The following is a 17,986-nucleotide window of genomic DNA, read 5'->3' as shown; positions in this document are numbered from 1 at the left end:
ATTAGATAAACTAATCCACTCATTTAAATTTATAGCTCCAGAGTTTCTTTCTATAGGATTAAATTCTAGGATCTCACCTTCCCTAAATCTCTTTAAAATAATTTACTATATACTCTTCTCTTTCAATGCTACTTTATTTATATTTTAACCTAAATACAGTAACATTATAACTTTAGTATTAACTATTGTAAATATAGTTTTTAAAGTTCTTTTTATTTTACATTTATTAATCTAACTACATTTTCTACTGTTTTAGCTAGATTTTCTTTTCCGTCTCTTAACGCTTCATCTAAAGTAGATACACCTTGCATTATACTAAAAATAGCTTCTATTCCTATAGGATATAAATTTTCTACTCCTTCTGAAACTTTCCCAGCAAAAGCAATAGTTTTAACGCCTTCTTCTTTAGCTGTTTTAGCTACTCCCATTGGTGTTTTACCATAAATAGTTTGGCTATCTATAGCACCTTCTCCTGTAAATACAAAAGTTGCACCCTTTACTTTTTCTTTAAGTTCTGTATGTTTTATTACAAGTTCTATACCTTTTTCTAATTTTGCATCTAAAAAGGCTAATAAAGCTGCTCCTAATCCACCAGCTGCTCCTGCTCCTTCTACACTCGCTACATCTTTTCCTAAATCTTTCTTTATTACTTTTGCAAAGTTTGAAAGATTGTTATCTAATATTTTAACCATTTCTTCTGTAGCACCTTTTTGTGGTCCAAATATAGCTGATGCTCCAGTATCTCCTATTAATGGATTTGTAACATCACAAGCAACTTCTATAGTTACATCTTTTAGTCTTTTATCTAAATTAGTTAAATCTATTTTTTCTACTTTTGATAGTTCACCACCACCAAAACCTATTTCATTTCCACTGTTATCTAAAATCTTTCCACCTAATGCTTGAATCATTCCTGCTCCACCATCATTAGTTGCACTTCCACCGATTCCTATAACTATATGCTTTACACCTAAATCAAGAGCTTTTTTTATAATTTCTCCTGTTCCATAAGTTGTAGTTATAAGTGGGTTTCTTTCTTCTCTCTTAACTAAATGTATTCCACTTGCACTTGCCATTTCTATAACTGCTGTAGTTTTATTTCCTAACACTCCAAAAATAGCTTCTATTTCATTTCCTAAAGGAGCTGTAACCTTAACTTTATGAATTGTTCCTTTTGTTGCTTCTACTAAAGCTTCTACAGTTCCTTCTCCTCCATCTGCCATAGGTACCTTTATGCACTCTGCATCTTTTATTACTTTTTTAATTCCAAGTTCCATAGCATCACAAGCTTCTTTTGATGACATACTCTCCTTAAAGGAATCTGGTGCTAATATAAATTTCATTTAGTTCAACTCCATTTCATTTTTATATCTTTAATTTTTTATAATATAAATCCAAATATTATAACTGAAACAATAGTCATTGTTAATCCAACTAATGATTCATATGGTATAAGTTTTAATCTTTCTTTCATTCCCATGTTTATGCTACCACCTGTTGCATGAAAGAAACTTCCATGAGGTAAGTGGTCTAAAACTGTTGCTCCAACATGGATCATTGCTGCTGTTGCTAATGAAGATACTCCCATACCAGTTATAGTAGCTCCAAACACTGAAGTCGCTACAGCTGTACCTGATGTTGTTGATGCTGTTGCAGCAGACATAAGTATTCCTGATACTGGCGCTAATGCAAAGTTTGGTAAACCTAATGTATTTATTCCTTGTATTATTACATCTTTTAAACCTGAATTAGATATTATTCCTGCCAAAGTTCCTGTACCTATTAATAATATAGCAACTCCGCTCATTTTCCCTAAACCATATGTTGCATATTCATTAATATATTTAATTTTTCCCATTGCTATTATCCCACATAATCCTCCAACTGGAAGAGCTATTAAAGGATCTATACTAATACCTAAAGTTGGTCTTAACATTAATAATATTATTGCTGTTAAAGGTCCTACTATAGCAGAAAGAAAACTTGGCATATTTTCTATTTCCTTAGTATTTTCATCACTTCCTACAAAAGTTCCTTTATCTTTAAGACGTTTTGCTATTATACACGTTACAATAACTCCAAATATAGCTGGTATTGCTCCTGCTATCATTACACTTGTTAATGAAACACCTAAATTATCTGCAGCTGCAATAGTATTTGGGTTAGGTGACATTATGTTTCCAGCCTTTCCCCCTCCAACCATTGCTAAAAGTATTGCTGATTTACTAAGATTTGATTTATATGCTATTGCTAATGCTATAGGTGCAACTGTTATTACAGCTACATCTACAAAAACTCCAACTGATGTTAAAACCATTGTTGCTATTGTTAATGCTATTAAAGCTTTAGATTCTCCAATTTTACTTACTATAGTTTCTGCAATTTTAGCTGCTGCTCCTGATTCAATAAGCACTCCTGCTAAAACTCCTGCTGTAAGTATTCTTAATATAGCAGGTATCATTCCCTTTGCCCCGTTCATCATTAAGTTAACACTACCTGTTAATCCAGCTCCACCAACTAATCCCCCAATTAGTGCTCCAATTATCAAGCCATATGCTGGATGTACTTTTTTAATTATTAAAGTAATAGCAATAACTAATGCTACTATTGCTCCTAATGCTGTAACAGTAATTTCCATTATATTATCTCCCTTCACTCATCTATATTGTCATTTTTATAATTTAATTAATAAAGATATTGTAAATGTTTTCCCATCAAAATACATTGTTTCTTAGACGAAAGAAGATTTTATATTTTTGTGCATTTGCACAATTAAACCTTTAATTTATAACTTATATATGCTAAAAGTAGTTGGAAAAATTCTAAATAATTATTAAAATGTAGCCCTGTAATTTCTTCAATTTTTTCTAATCTATAATTTAAAGTATTTCTATGTATATATATTTCTTTAGCTACTTTTTGTTTTTCTCCATTCATTTCCATATAACATAAAAAAGTTTCTAAAAGATTCAAATCACTTCCTTCTCTTTCTATTTTATAAATTATATTTTTACATTCAGTTATATCAAATAACTCTTCTCCTTTATAAAAAAGACTTATTTTATCATAATTATTTATAAAATTATTTTTATATAATTTTTTACCTATTTCCAAGGACTGTATAGCTTCTGATAAAGATTCAATAAGTTTACTATGTACTGTTCCTACTCCAATTTTAGTTATAGATTCATCCATAAATTCTCTTATACTATCAATTCTAGAAAACAAATTCTTTTTATTTCTCAATATTAGCGCTAGTCTATTTGGAGAGAATTTAATATAATATTCATCTTCTTTAACAAATCCTCTAAGTTCTTTGAATTTTTCCCTTTCATTTTCTACAACTACAACTATTCTCTCTAAGTTAACATCTATTCCTAAGGATTTTCCTCTACTAATAAAATCTCTATTATACTCTTCTTTTAAATATATCCACTCATAAACAAATTCTTCTTTTAGCTTTTGCTTTATCATATGTTGATTTAACGTGTATTCTTGGTTAATAAGTAACTCTGTTGTTACACTAACTAATTTACTAAATTGTCTTACTTCATCTGGATTTCCTGTTATTCCAATAACGCCAATAATCTCACCCCTAAAAATTATAGGTGTATTAACTCCTGGTCTACTATTATCAACTCTTTCATATATTTCAATTACCCGTTTTTCTTTTAAAGCTTTTTTAGCTCCCTCATGTACATTTCCTATTCTTAAATAATCACCACTTCCTATTATTTTTCCTTTATAATCCATTACATTTACGTTATAAGGAATAACATCCATCATTTTGTCTACTATATTTTGTGCTAGTTCTTTACTTAACATACAATCTCCACCTAAGCTTATTTCTAATCAAATATCTCTATAATACACCTTTATCTATTAATACTCAATAAAAAAAACCATAGAATTTTTAACAGTTCTATGGTTTAATTCCTAATTTTAATTTATCCAATTCATTATTTCTTTATAAGCATTTTCTACAAGTAACTTACTTGCATCACTATATATAACTAATTTTTCTTCACCTTTTCCTTTATTATCTTTAAAATTTATTTTTAAAGTTGATTTAAAACGTGAAGTAGGTAATCCCATTATGGTAATTGCTACATTATCTGGAATAAAATTTACATCTATTATATTTTCTCTCTTTACCTTATAAACATTTCCTAAAATATCACAAACCTCTATATATTCTTTATTATCAGTATTTATATAGATTTTGCTTTTCCCAACATTTCTAAAATCTATTCTCATCCTAATTCCCCCATCCCAATATTTTTAAGTATCTTTATTATACATTATATTTAGCAATGAAAAGTATAATTTGCAGAAAATTAACACAAGTTATTAGATTTTATAAATGTTAGTCACCTAATTTATTTTTGTTTATTATAAAAATAATTATATTCATACCAATATGAATGTTTAGTTGTACCTTTATACTTCCAAACTTTATATTCCTCATCTGATATTATCCCTCTGCTTTTTCCTTCTAACATAGATTTATAAGCATCTAAAGATAATGTTGTTAGATATGCATTATCTACCTCACTTTCTAAATTTTTAGCATCAATATTCTTTTTTACAATATAATTATCTAAATTTGAATAATTTAATCCTACATATATAATAGCTCCTACTATATAAAAATGCCATTCCCACTAAAGATACTAAAAGCTTAAAAACTATTGTAACTATATTATCTACATTAATATACTTTACTATATTAGCTATATAATAATTAAACATATTATCTGCTCCTGCTAATATCATAGAAAGAATTATTAAAATAGGAATTGATATAATTAATCCTGTAGTTATAGCTCTAATATTACTTTTATTCTTTACTTTATCTCCTTCTTTTGTTGCTGATTTTAATATTTTTGATATATTAAAAGAATTAACTAACGGTAAATCTAATATTCGTTCTAAAAATATACTAATAAAGCTATTTAGCTTTAAAGGTATATCAGAATAATTTAAAAGTAAAAACCCCGAAAACAAACTAATAGGCACTAATAATATATTGAAAATTCTGAATATAATATTTGTAAAAATTCCATAACTAAAGGATAATATAAGACTTACTCCTATTAAAAAGAATCCCATTATATTTTTATTTTTCACACCATTTATAATAAAAAATATTAAAGTTAAATAGGTTATAAATATCCCTACTGAAATACCTAAATATCCAAAGAAAAACTTATACGTTAAAAAGCCTATAATTAACGTTAATATTGCAAGTATTTTAATCTTATTTTTATCAACACTTTCATCTATTACGTTTTTCTTTTTAGGTTGTATAACTTTATTTTTATATAAAATATTTTTAATAGATTCTACGGCAAAAGAATTATAACTTTTCTCCCTACACTCAAGAAAAATAGAATTTAAAATAACTTTTTCATTATAACTTATGGTTTCTCCAAAAAATATATTTTTAAATTTTACATATTCCCTAACTTCACTTTTAATATCTAAATTACTGTTTGTAGCATCTATAAATAAGACTCTAGATAAACTTCCCTCTATAAATATATCCTTTGAAAATTTAAAGATTTCTTTATTATAATCATCTAAATTTTTTTCTATCCATTTATTTGAAAATGTATCTTCCCCATCTTCATTATCTATATCTAATTTTAAATATCTTTCTTCTGATTTATTAAATACTAATATTTTCTCTCCTTTTAAAATCACCAAATAACTATTTTTTCTCATAAACTCTCTCCCTTTTAGTCAATGTTAGTGTAAAGTTTTTTACACTACTTTTCTTTTTAAATCTTTATATATCAAGGTTTCGCCAGTTTTTTTGTATAAAAAAATAACGACCCCCTAATTTCATGTTAAAATTGAATCTCTAACCAAACAAAATCATACATGAAAGGATGTCGTTATTATGGATTCAATTATAACTTATTTAATTACTTATAATCAATATTTAATTGCCATTATCGGTCAATTACTTTTATTCATCTCAAAACATATTCCACTTAACCAGATGATATTTGATGATTCTAATAGTCCAGAATACCAAAAATTCAAAGTAGATAAGCTACCCACAATTATTAGATTTGAAAAGGTAGACTATATATTACTTTTAGCTTATTACAAACATAAATATAACAAGACCGTAAAACCCGTCCAAAGACGGAACGGGAAGTCTATCCCTAAAAAAACTAAATGTCCTAAGTGTGGTGCACCACATGAATATATATACGATAACAATGGCAGTAAAGGACAGTTTCAATGTAAAGTTTGTGGTCTTACATTTAAAGAAACTAATCACACAACTAAACCAATAGTATTTATATGTCCTTATTGCGGTGCTACGCTTACGGAACAAAAGCAACGCAAGCACTTTAAAATACATAAATGCAATAATTCTAAATGCTTATACTATCAAAGAAATCTTAAGAATCTTCCAAAGAATATTGATCCTTGTGATAAATACAAGTATAAGCTTCATTACATATATCGTGAATTTAATATTAACTTCTTTAAAATGGATCTATATCCAATATCAAAACATGCTACCGGATTTAGTTTTAAGAAGTTTAGCCCGCATATAATGGGACTATGCTTGACTTATCACGTTAATTGTAAAATGTCTACAAGACAAACAGCTCATGTTTTAAAAGAAGTTCATGGAATAAAAATTTCACATAGAACTGTTGCTAATTATGCTCTAACAGCAGCTGCTGTTATTAAGCCGTTTGTTGATACCTTTGATTACAAACCCTCTAAAATACTTTCTGCCGATGAAACTTATATAAAAGTAAAAGGCATTAAGCATTATGTCTGGATTGTAATGGATGCTTGTAAAAGGTCTATTCTAGGTTATCAAGTATCTGATACAAGAGATACTGGCCCTTGTATACTAGCAATGCGTATGGCTTTTGATAAGTTTAAAGACTTCCCTGGAAAAGCTTTAAACTTCGTTGCCGATGGTTACAGTTCATATCCGTTAGCGAAGCAACAATTTGAATTAGAAAAAAATAAAGAATTTAATCTAACTCAAGTTATCGGACTTACTAACGATGATCCAGTATCTGAAGAATTTCGTTGGGTTAAGCAAGTTGTAGAGCGTTTAAACCGTACCTTTAAATCTTCCTACAGGGGTACCTGTGGTTATGGAAGTGATGAAGGTGCTCTTTATGGCTTCTCCCTTTGGGTTGCTTATTACAACTTCTTACGCCCGCATCCTTACAATTACTGGCGTCCTTTAAACGAATTAAAGCAACTAGATGGTATTGACAATATGTCTGCAAAGTGGCAAATTCTTATCAGTCTCGGTCAACAAACCATATTACATATGCAAGAATCACAAACTTCTTGATAAATCATAAAATCAAATATTGATTAAGTTTTTGCCTCCGTTACCGAAGGTCTTTTTAGCATATTCAATTTTAAAATTTTCTTAGATATTATAAAGATATTTTTAACTATTATTCCAAATTAGCCATAAGCTATTTTTTCATACGAAACTTTACACTATCTAGTCAATATACTCTAATATATCTCCAGGCTGACAATTTAACTCTCTACATATTGCTTCTAATGTAGAAAATCTTATGGCCTTTGCTTTATTATTTTTAAGTATAGAAAGATTAGGATTGGTTATACCAACTCTTTCTGCTAATTCATTTAATGAAATTTTTCTTTTAGCCATCATTACATCTAAATTAACAACTATCTTCATCAATTTCTCCTTTATTCTATACAGTAAAATCATTTTCTTCCTTAAATTCTACTGCCTTTTCAAAAACCTTAGCTAATATAAATATGAATATACCTGCAAATAAAAAAATTAAAAATTTCATATCTGTATGTATCCCTTTATTGTCTACATATATAAATTTGAAGTTTTTTAAATTTAAATTAAAAATAAAATTAATTATATAACATACTGATATAACAAATGATTCCATAGATATTTTCTTAAAAGAGTCTACATTTTTTCTTACAAATGGATCACTTTCTATTAAAGTTACTATTATTTTTCTAAGCTCTAAAACTATTAAAAACAAACTACTAATTCCTATTGTTAATAAAACTCCAAAAACAACTTTTTCGTTAGCATTTAAATAACTCTCATTATAAAAAATTGTATTATAAAAAACTTTACATGTCATAAATATTCCAAAAACAATAAATTATTTTTGTGTTTAGATAATTTTTAATACCAAGCTAATTTTAATAATTTTATAGCATCTTCTAATTCTTCCTCTCTTAAACTTGCATAACCTAAAAATATTGTAGATTTACTTTGACAGATTTCTCTATTCATATAAGAGTTAGATAATCCTAAAACCTTAATTCCCTTTTCTTTTGCAGTAGAAACTAACTCTCTTTCTGTCATTCCATTGTTCACTCTTAATAGTAAATGTAACCCTGCATTAGTTCCTATTATTTCTGCATCTTTTAAATTTTCTTTTACTAATGATACTAGCTTTTCTCTTTTCTTTTTATAAATATTTCTCATTTTATTTAGATGCTTCTCAAAATAACCTTCTTCTATGAACTTACATAAAGTTTGTTGCTCTATTCGTGATACTGTACATGCATAAAAGCTAAAGTGCTTTTTATATTTTTCAAGAAGAGTTTCAGGTAATACCATATATCCTATTCTCATTGATGGGGCTAAAGATTTAGAAAATGTTCCTAAATAAATTACCCTTCCATTATTATCTAAACTTTGTAAGGCTGGTATAGGCTTACCTCCAAATCTAAATTCACTATCATAATCATCTTCTATAATATATCTATCTTCACCTTCATTTGCCCAAGTAAGTAATTGCATTCTTCTGTTAATTGGCATAACTACTCCTAATGGAAACTGATGTGATGGTGTTATATGAAGAATATTTACATTGCTTTCATTTAGCCTATCTATATTAACTCCATAATTATCTAATTCAATTCCATTAGCCCATATTCCATGAGTATTTAACATTCGTTTTATCTTGAAGTATCCTGGATCCTCCATTCCATAAATATTACTTACCCCTATTAAATTAATTAGAATTTGAAATAAATATTCTGTTCCTGCTCCTACTATAATCTGATTCGGATGAGATACTACCCCCCTTGAAAAGTATAAATACTTTGCTATTGCTTCTCTTAAATTTAAATCCCCTTGAGAATGACCTATTTGTAATAATTCATTATTATCTATATCTATTATTTCTTTTATTATCTTTCTCCATATATTATAAGGAAAACTCTCTAAATCAACTCTACTTGATAAAAACTCGTATTTATATTTAACTTTTTCTTTATTATTAACTATATTAATAGGGTCTTTAGAACTTTTTATTTGTATTACTCCCTCTAATTCACTAACAAAAAAACCTTTTTTAGGCTTTGAATATATATATCCTTCTGCCATTAACTGTTCATAAGCACTTTCAATTGTATTTAAGCTTATTTGAAGATATTTTGCTAACTTTCTTTTAGATGGTAATTTACTATGAGATACTATCTTACCTGATTGAATCTCATTTTTTATATAATTATATAATTGTTCATATAAAGGAACTTCACTACTACTATTTAAATTTATAGTTATAATATCCATAACATTCTCCAATCTGACACCATAAAATATTAAAAAACTGATACTTATAACATATTCAGTTTTTTGTTATAATAATATCAATGAAAATAAAAAAACTCAAGTTTTGATAAGGAGTCTTATAAATGAATTTATTACATCCATTTTGGGCAGAAATTAATTTAGATAATTTTATATATAACATAAATGAAATAAAATCACATATTGGTAATAGCAAAATTATAGGTATAGTTAAAGCTAATGCTTATGGTCATGGTGCTGTTGAAATATCTAAAACTCTATTAGAAAATGGAGCTGAAACTCTAGCTGTTGCTAATATTGTTGAAGGCATAGAACTTAGGGAAGCAGATATAAAAGCTCCTATAATGATACTTGGAGTTAGTGAAGAATTTGCAATAGCTGCAATTATTAATTATGATATGGAACCTACTATATCTTCTTTAGAATTTGCTAATACCCTAAATAATAAGGCTAAAGAAAGCAATAAAACAATTAATATTCATATAGCTTTAGATACTGGAATGGGAAGAATAGGCTTTTTACCTTCTTCTAAAAGTTTAGAAGAAATAGCTTTAATTTCTAAGCTTTCTAATTTAAAAATTAAAAGCACTTTTTCTCACTTCTCTACTTCTGATTATAAAGATAAAAATTATTCTAATTTCCAATTAAAAACTTATAATGATTTTATAAGTGAAATTGAAAAATATAATATACCTGTAGGAAATAGAAATTTATCTAATAGCGCTGCTATTATAGATATACCAAATGCTCATTTTGATAATGTTCGTCCTGGGATTATTCAATATGGATATTATCCTTCTGATGAAGTAATTAAAGAAAACTTTAATTTAAAGCCTGTATTAACTTGGAAAACTAATATAGTTCATATTAAAGAAGTTAATAAAGGAGCTTTTATAGGATATGGTAAAACTTTTGAAACAAAAAGAAAAAGTATAATCGCTACTATACCTGTTGGATATGCTGATGGTTACTCAAGAGGTTTGTCTAATAAAGGAAAAGTAATTATAAATGGTCAATTTGCTCCTATAATAGGAAATGTATGTATGGATCAATGTATGGTAGATATAACTGACTTAAAAGATGTAAATTTAAATGATGAAGTTATTCTTCTTGGAAGTGATAATAACATAAAGTTTGATGCTGATGACATGGCTAATTTACTAGGAACTATTAATTATGAAGTTCTTTGCTTAATCGGTAGAAGAGCTCCTAGAGTTTATATTAAAAACAATAAAGTTGTAACTATTAAGCATTTTATTTAAAATTAATTTTACTTAATAAAATAAAGTAGGGTGCTAAAATCTAGCATCCTACTTTTAGTAATGACTATTTTAATTTTGTTTGTAAAATTTTCTATTTTGTTAAGTATAAATATAATAATTTAATTGTATTTTCAAGTGCTATATAGTGTGTTCTTTCCATACCATGCGATGCATGTACTCCTGGCCCAATAAGTGCTCCTCTTACATCATTTCCTGCTTTTAATGCCGCGCTTACATCTGATCCATACATAGGATATATATCTACTGCATAATCTATGTTATTATTTTTTGCTAAGTTTATTAACTCTGTAGTTAGCCCAAAATCATAAGGTCCACTACTATCTTTCGGACAGATACTTACTTGATATTCCGTACAAGATAAATCATCACCTATACATCCCATATCAACGGCTATTAATTCAGTAATATCACTTGGTATATATGATGATCCATGTCCTACTTCTTCATATATAGAAATTAATATTTTTGTTGTAAACTTAGGTTTTATATTTTCTCTATTCATTACTTCTAGCATTGCTATTAATGCTGCTACACTACCTTTATCATCTATAAATCTAGACTTTATAAATCCACTTTCAGTAATTGTAGTTTTAGGATCAATAAATATGAAATCTCCGTTAGCAATCCCTAACTCTAAAACATCCTGTTTATTTTTTACTACTTCATCAATTCTGATTTCCATGTTTTTTTCATCTCTAGGCTTTGATTTACTATCTTCAAAAACATGTGCTGCAGGACTTGTACTCAAAAAAGTCCCTGTATAAATCTTTCCATCTCTTGTTCTTATCTTACAGTATTCACTATCTAATGTTGGTACTATGGGTCCACCTAATATAGTAAACTTTAAAGTTCCTTGAGGTGTAATTGACCTTACCATTGCACCTAACGTATCTACATGAGCGCAAAGTCCAACTGTTTTCTCGTTACTATTTCCTTCAATAGTAATTATTCCACATCCTTTATTAGTTCGTTCAAACTTATATCCGTAACCCTTTATCAATTCCTCTATTTTATTGATTATTTCGAAGCAAAATCCCGTAGGACTATCAAATTCCAATATTTCTTTTGCTATTTTCAATATCAATTCCTTGTCTAACTTTAAATTATTAATCATCATTTTCTCCTCCAACCAATCATTTATCTTTTTATTATAAATTTTTTAGTATTTCTTTAATCTTATCTTTATTTTTTAATTCTTTCAAATCTTCGTTAATAAGTGCATTATAAATCAATTCATTGTCTGCAATATTAGTGCTTAACTCATAATAATACTTAATTTCTTCTTCATTTTCAAAATGACTAAATATAGCATTTATAGCCATCTCCGCAGACAATCTCATAACTCTTCCCTTCATATATTCCTCATTACCAATTAAGTATAAATCTTTATTTACTGATTTCCAATTTCCATAAAATTTATTAGCAATATCAGTGTTTATAAACAAATAATAATTTGATTTTTTATATAATGATTCCATAGCCTTTATATATATATTAAAATACAAATCAAATGAGTCTCTGTTTAAATAGTATATAGACAAAATGAACATTATGTATTGTCCTATAAATGTAGAGATATCCCCACCCTTACTAATCTTAAAAAAGTTATCTAAACTATTATCTTTAGTAAAATTACTTTCTCTTGCAAGATAATACATATCCTTAAATGTAAAATTGATAAATGTATAATTACCATTTATCAACTTACTTATCGCTTTAAATCCTTTAATTTCACCTAACTTCCTAATTAACGAAACTAAACTTATACTATTTGTACCTATAACGCTACACACTTGCTTTATAAATACTTCGCCATAACAATAACTAAAATTATTATCTCTTGCATATAAAATTGAATCTAATATAAAATCATCTATACCCTTCCTAAATTCAGGTTCAAAATCATTTATGCAGTTATTATTGAATGGTATTACTCTAATATTAATTTCATTTTCAATAAATACAAGTATCTCTCTTACTTTTTCATCTTCCTCTTTCAAAAGTACATAATTTAAATATTCTATTGTAGAATTACATATTCTTATATCATTAAACTCCCTAAGCAACTCAAGACACTTAATATCAGATAGTATATACAATGTAAATACATCCAAAACAATAGTTTCTGAAATATTATTAATTTCATTTGACATTTCATCAATATTTCCACTATTAATATTAACTTTTATATTATAAATATCTTTCCATCTAATGAGTTCATTTATAGTATAACCTTTATATTTAGATACAAGAGACATTCCTACTTGTCCTTCTCTCAACATTTCTAATAAAGCATTAAATCCTTGTGATTGTTCTTTAAAAAATGATTTAATTTCTTCTGAAAGTTCCTCATTTCCATCTTCATCAACATCTATACTATTAAAACACTTAAACCAATCATCTACCTTTGGATACGCTTGCCTAAATTCATTTATATGAATTACTCCATTATCTATCTTATTGCACCTTAAACTTCTACCTACAAAAAAATTATGAACGTCTGAACGTGGTATATCAATAACTAATTGTTTTGCTTTTTCCGCATATTCATAAGCATCATTTAAATTATTTTTCAATATGTAAATATTACTTTTCATAATATATACTTTTTCTAAAAATTTCACGTTGCTTTTTTCTAATTTATTCAATATATTCAAACTCTTATCAAGTTCATTACACCTAAAATATTCATTTGCAGCATTAAATAATGTTTCATAATTATTATCAATAGTATATAATTTCTCTAATTCTAATGCTGAATCAAAATATCTTCCGAAACTAGAAAATATATTTATACTTGCTTTAATGTATTGTTCATTACCCAATCTATCCTGATTACAATAATTATTTAAGACCTCTAAGGCTCTATAATATAAATTATTTTTAAATAAAAATCTAAAGTAACAATTATATACCCTTGTATATTCTATTTCTAATACAAATTTATCTTGACTTAATATTCTTTCAATTAATTCTTGAAATTTTTCTACGTCTCCTCGCTTATCATATAAATTTAATAACCAACAATATGAATCTGGGTCCTTATATTTTGTTATACTTTGCCACAAATAACTTTCAGCCTTTTCATAATCCCCTTTTGATATATAATATTTACCTTGAACTTTTATCAATAAATTCGATTCAATCTCAATTATATCTAGTCTACGTAAATGATTAATAAAATTAGAATAGTCTTTATTTTCTATGTAACATTCTAATAAAACACAATGTATATTAATATTGCTCCTGTATTTACTCCAACATACTGATTCAATTTTCAAGATAGTCTCACTATATTTCTCTTCTTCCCATAATTTAAGTATATCTTTTAAAAATATATCTGATTCACTTAAAATATTCTTTCCATCATCCTGTTGACCACTTAAAACTTTTAATTTTTCTTCATAATTTAAAAGTTCATCATTATCTTCTACAAATTTTATACTTTTCAAACTTTCCATTGCTTCATTTATCTTTCCAAGCAATGATAATGTATTTACATATAACATCATACAATCTTTATATAATTTCATATCTCTTTCTTGATGTGATAATGATAGTACTTCTTCACATAATAATTTTGTATTCACTAAATATTTATAATTAATTTTATCGTGTAAAACTTTATTTTCATATATAGAATCCTTAATTGCATAATCATATAAACTATGAGCATACTGAAATTTAGAATGCATATCGTTATTATTATCAAAAGCCTTATATGAATACATCTCCATATCTTCATATTCATTTAAACTTCTAGCCACAATTGCTACAAGATGATATGTATTTTTTTCAATTAAGTCTTTCAGTAATACTATATCTTTAAATTCTTTATATGTAATTAAATTATTAAGACATTTTAATGAGTTATATAATACATACTCAAATTTATCTTCTATAGTCCATTCTAATTTATTCATCATATCTAATGCTAACGCATACTTTTGACTATTAAACAAAATTAAACTTTTAACCTTTATAACATCTTTGTTTACATCGCTACATACTTCATCTAATTTAACTATAAATTCATAAATATTATCTAGTTCATTTCTATTAATATAGATATAACATATATTTATTAATATTTTTATATAATCATCATTACTTATGTGCTTTGGATAATGGACTATTAATAATTTATTATATTCTTCAATTGCCTTTAAACTATATGAATAATTCGGTATTTCTTTTATTCTCTTTATATCAACTTCTAAATCCACACTTCCAAGTTCTTGTCCTATAGTTTCACTATTTACCAATACATTAAAAGTATTAAATTGAGTTATTTTATCTCCATGAACAGTTTCAATTCCAAAATTATTTGCTTGACTATTTGTATTTGGAGAATTAACTATATTATTAGATTCTTTATTCTTAATTTGAGTAGATGTTTTTAATCTACCTGTCATATTTTCAAAAATTCTTTTAACCCCATATATCCTCTCTTACTTATCTATTTTATTATTTATCCCATAATTATTTCCTTGAACATTAGTATTGGTGCTATTATTAATATTATTTGATTTTTTATTTTTAATACTATTTTTGTTTTTACTAGTAAAAACAAAAATCCCTACCAAAACTGTTCCAACAAATGGTACAATAATTTTTAATATCTCAATTATATTTTGTTCCATACTTTTAACCTCTCTTATATTCTTTTTATAACTTTTGCTCAACATAGGATATAAAGTATAAAACTTATTTATCCTATGTCTTTTTATTTTATTGAACTCCTAATGCTTTAAATACGGCATCTTCTGCGCCACTGTAAAACATTATTTGGAACTTAGCAAATAGTTCTGGTGGTACTAATGGTATATCTGCTGCATTTACCATTGGTAATAATATTTTCTTTGCTCCTGCATCAAAACATACTTGTAATGTATTAGCCAAATCTTCCACCTTATTAATTGTTCCACCTATACTTACAGAACCTAATACAGCCAATTGACTTTGTACTGGTTTATTTAATGCACCTGAACACATTGCTATTATTGCTGCTAGTGATAGGCTAGAAGTCATTCCTACCCCATTAACGTCTTGTATATGCATTAAGTAATCCTTGTTAGTTGTTGATATTGAAGCGCTAATATTTCTGCTATTAGCCTTAAAATATCTAAATGCCGTCTCTATACTTTCCTTAGCCTCTCTATCGTATCCAAGTCCAGTCTTTTCAAACTTACCTGTTCCTCCAACAACTTCTACTTCTAATTTATATACACCTATCATTCCAGAATCACCTAAACCAATAGTATAGACATGACCTGCTTTTGAATCACCTTCTGGTATTAATGATCCACTACCTTGTTCTGGTACTGATATAAAATCTTCTTCCATTGTCTCATTGTCTATATAAGAAAAATGTACATCGTAGAATTCCATTCCCCCTATTTTCTTTAATTGTTCCTTAACTCTTCTACGCCCAACTAAAGCATATCTTAATATCTCTTCTATATCCTCTTTTGAATATTCACCATGAGGATAAAGTAATTTTACTAACCCTGATACTGTTTTTCTTACAGCAATAACATCTCTTTGATTTAAGTTGTTTCCTAATTTAAAGAACTTATCAATAGTATCTCCAAAAGTTCTTTTTCTCATTGTTCTTAAGTATTCAGCCAAATAGTCTGTTATAAATCCAAAACTATTAGTAATAAGTTCTGGTCTCATTTTAGGAACCTCCCATCCTGGTAAATAATAATGCATTCTATCAAAGAAGGCACTATCATAAGCCATAGCCTCTGGGAATGGTTCAAAAAGGTGTGATGTTTTTAAAAGCACATCTACACTTTGATTTATATTACCTACAAAAACCATAGAAGCAGATGCCGCCTTTTCTTCTTTCCCTCTTGCAAAAGAACCTGATGCCATATAGTCCTTCATTATTTGTATTCCATCTTTATCTTTAAATGTTATCCCTGCAACTTCATCAAAGGCTACTGTATCCCACATTCCTACAAGTCCAATTTTTCTTTGAGACATATTATAAAATAAATTCGCTACTGTAGTTTGACCACCTGAAACTAATATTGAGTTTGGTGATATTTCTTTATATAAATGTGATTTACCAGTTCCCCTCGGTCCTAATTCACACATATTATAGTTATTTTCACATAGAGGCACCATTCTTAAAAGCATATGCCATTTAACCTTATTTTCAAGTTGTGTTGGCTCCATTCCTATACTTCTAATAAGTATATCTATCCACTCTTCTTTACTAAACTGCTTTCTGCCTTCTACTAATTCATCCATATCCATATTAGGCATTTGAATAGGTGTAACAGAATCTATAATAAACGGATTTTGATCTATTACTCCATCTTCATAAAAGTATTGCAGTTTTACAATACACCATATTCCTCCACCTAAAAGTTTTTCATACTCTTTAACATAGTTAGCGCTTATCTCAACATTTTTTAAGCCTAAGTTTGAAAACTCTGCTACATATATATCCTTTTTTTCATTAAGTTTAACTGTTAATTTATCTATAACAGTATACCTACTCATTTCTCTAATTTTAGACTTAATCTTTTCTGCTTCATCTGGTCTAACAAAGTTATCTGCTAATATGTTTTTAACTCTTTCTACTCCTGCATTAATACTATCTTCATCATCAGTAGCACAATACATTCCCAAAAGATATTCAAGTACATATATAGGTACATTAGCACCTTGCTTTAACTTTTGTGTTAAATCTTTTCTAACAACCTTACCAGCAAAATGCTGATTAAGTTTCATACTTAACTCATTCATGCTATCCCTCCATCCATAGTTCTATTTAAATAATATTTAGAATACTATATTATGATATTAATTTCTAAGGTAATTAAATGTTTTACTGTATAAATTCTAATAATCATATTGTTAATATTGAAGACTACTGTATAGAATCTAAACTTAACGGAATCTACCCTGCTGTTTTTTGTCCTTTTTGCGGAAAAAAGTTAATTGTTAAAGCAATAAATTCTAATGAAAAAACTAACTTTTCCCATAAACCTAAGCAGTCCTGCTCATATAAATCTTATTCAGAATTCTTCAAGTCTAGTGGTACTCCAAAAACAAGTGCCGACATAGAAAATTTGAAGGTATC

General features: G+C 27.2%; 15 protein-coding genes and 1 other annotated feature (1 of these 16 running past the window's edge). Of the genes, 2 read left to right on the top strand and 13 right to left on the bottom strand.

Going from position 1 to position 17,986, the window contains the following annotated elements; translation table 11 throughout:
• Positions 1 to 135: a binding site (T-box leader), on the bottom strand (it extends 41 nt beyond the left edge of the window).
• Between the two features lie 77 nt (positions 136 to 212).
• From BTM21_RS03005 to BTM21_RS02980, 6 genes are all read right to left on the bottom strand, one after another.
• On the bottom strand, positions 213 to 1,343 hold the full coding sequence (locus tag BTM21_RS03005) for a glycerate kinase family protein (protein ID WP_021876202.1): 1,131 nt from the start codon (positions 1,341 to 1,343) through the stop codon (positions 213 to 215).
• A 38-nt stretch (positions 1,344 to 1,381) separates the two neighbouring features.
• The gene (locus BTM21_RS03000; RefSeq protein WP_079481508.1) at positions 1,382 to 2,638 is read right to left on the bottom strand and encodes a GntP family permease; all 1,257 of its coding nucleotides are present in this window, start codon (positions 2,636 to 2,638) and stop codon (positions 1,382 to 1,384) included.
• Between the two features lie 134 nt (positions 2,639 to 2,772).
• Entirely contained in the window at positions 2,773 to 3,825 is a 1,053-nt protein-coding gene (locus tag BTM21_RS02995) for a CdaR family transcriptional regulator (RefSeq protein WP_021876204.1), read from the bottom strand.
• A gap of 117 nt (positions 3,826 to 3,942) precedes the next feature.
• Positions 3,943 to 4,257, bottom strand: a complete 315-nt coding sequence (locus BTM21_RS02990; RefSeq protein WP_021876205.1) for a hypothetical protein — start codon at positions 4,255 to 4,257, stop codon at positions 3,943 to 3,945.
• A gap of 122 nt (positions 4,258 to 4,379) precedes the next feature.
• On the bottom strand, positions 4,380 to 4,592 hold the full coding sequence (locus tag BTM21_RS14195; protein WP_375539878.1) for a hypothetical protein: 213 nt from the start codon (positions 4,590 to 4,592) through the stop codon (positions 4,380 to 4,382).
• 4 nt (positions 4,593 to 4,596) lie between these two features.
• Complete coding sequence (locus tag BTM21_RS02980) at positions 4,597 to 5,727, bottom strand: DUF4153 domain-containing protein (RefSeq protein WP_079481510.1); 1,131 nt, start codon at positions 5,725 to 5,727, stop codon at positions 4,597 to 4,599.
• 178 nt (positions 5,728 to 5,905) lie between these two features.
• Here BTM21_RS02980 and BTM21_RS02975 point away from each other — a divergent pair, with 178 nt between their 5' ends.
• On the top strand, positions 5,906 to 7,345 hold the full coding sequence (locus tag BTM21_RS02975) for a DDE-type integrase/transposase/recombinase (protein WP_079481036.1): 1,440 nt from the start codon (positions 5,906 to 5,908) through the stop codon (positions 7,343 to 7,345).
• 159 nt (positions 7,346 to 7,504) lie between these two features.
• On the opposite strand, the gene BTM21_RS02970 is transcribed toward BTM21_RS02975, so the two are convergent.
• Genes BTM21_RS02970 through pdxR form a run of 3 tightly spaced genes read right to left on the bottom strand, consistent with a single transcriptional unit; the run spans position 7,505 to position 9,586 of the window.
• Positions 7,505 to 7,708: a helix-turn-helix domain-containing protein gene (locus BTM21_RS02970; RefSeq protein ID WP_096145333.1), complete on the bottom strand. Its 204-nt coding sequence runs from the start codon at positions 7,706 to 7,708 to the stop codon at positions 7,505 to 7,507.
• 16 nt (positions 7,709 to 7,724) lie between these two features.
• A complete protein-coding gene (locus BTM21_RS02965) occupies positions 7,725 to 8,141 on the bottom strand; it encodes a DUF2975 domain-containing protein (RefSeq protein ID WP_021876209.1) in 417 nt (138 codons plus the stop codon).
• A gap of 44 nt (positions 8,142 to 8,185) precedes the next feature.
• Positions 8,186 to 9,586 (bottom strand): MocR-like pyridoxine biosynthesis transcription factor PdxR, encoded by a 1,401-nt coding sequence (gene pdxR, locus BTM21_RS02960; protein WP_021876210.1) that lies wholly within the window; start codon positions 9,584 to 9,586, stop codon positions 8,186 to 8,188.
• 122 nt (positions 9,587 to 9,708) lie between these two features.
• Here pdxR and alr point away from each other — a divergent pair, with 122 nt between their 5' ends.
• Positions 9,709 to 10,866, top strand: a complete 1,158-nt coding sequence (alr, locus tag BTM21_RS02955) for an alanine racemase (RefSeq protein ID WP_021876211.1) — start codon at positions 9,709 to 9,711, stop codon at positions 10,864 to 10,866.
• Between the two features lie 91 nt (positions 10,867 to 10,957).
• Here the strand turns inward: alr and BTM21_RS02950 are convergent, their stop codons facing one another.
• The 4 genes from BTM21_RS02950 to brxL form a co-directional block, all read right to left on the bottom strand.
• Positions 10,958 to 12,001, bottom strand: a complete 1,044-nt coding sequence (locus tag BTM21_RS02950) for a M42 family metallopeptidase (protein WP_079481511.1) — start codon at positions 11,999 to 12,001, stop codon at positions 10,958 to 10,960.
• Between the two features lie 34 nt (positions 12,002 to 12,035).
• A complete protein-coding gene (locus tag BTM21_RS02945; RefSeq protein ID WP_096145332.1) occupies positions 12,036 to 15,302 on the bottom strand; it encodes a tetratricopeptide repeat protein in 3,267 nt (1,088 codons plus the stop codon).
• 36 nt (positions 15,303 to 15,338) lie between these two features.
• Positions 15,339 to 15,530 (bottom strand): hypothetical protein, encoded by a 192-nt coding sequence (locus BTM21_RS02940; RefSeq protein WP_079481512.1) that lies wholly within the window; start codon positions 15,528 to 15,530, stop codon positions 15,339 to 15,341.
• An 88-nt stretch (positions 15,531 to 15,618) separates the two neighbouring features.
• Positions 15,619 to 17,649: a protease Lon-related BREX system protein BrxL gene (gene brxL, locus BTM21_RS02935; RefSeq protein WP_021876215.1), complete on the bottom strand. Its 2,031-nt coding sequence runs from the start codon at positions 17,647 to 17,649 to the stop codon at positions 15,619 to 15,621.
• Between the last annotated feature and the right edge of the window lie 337 nt (positions 17,650 to 17,986).

The sequence above is a fragment of the Clostridium chauvoei genome (assembly GCF_002327185.1).
GTDB lineage: Bacteria > Bacillota > Clostridia > Clostridiales > Clostridiaceae > Clostridium > Clostridium chauvoei.
This window is presented reverse-complemented; position numbering and strand designations above follow the sequence as displayed.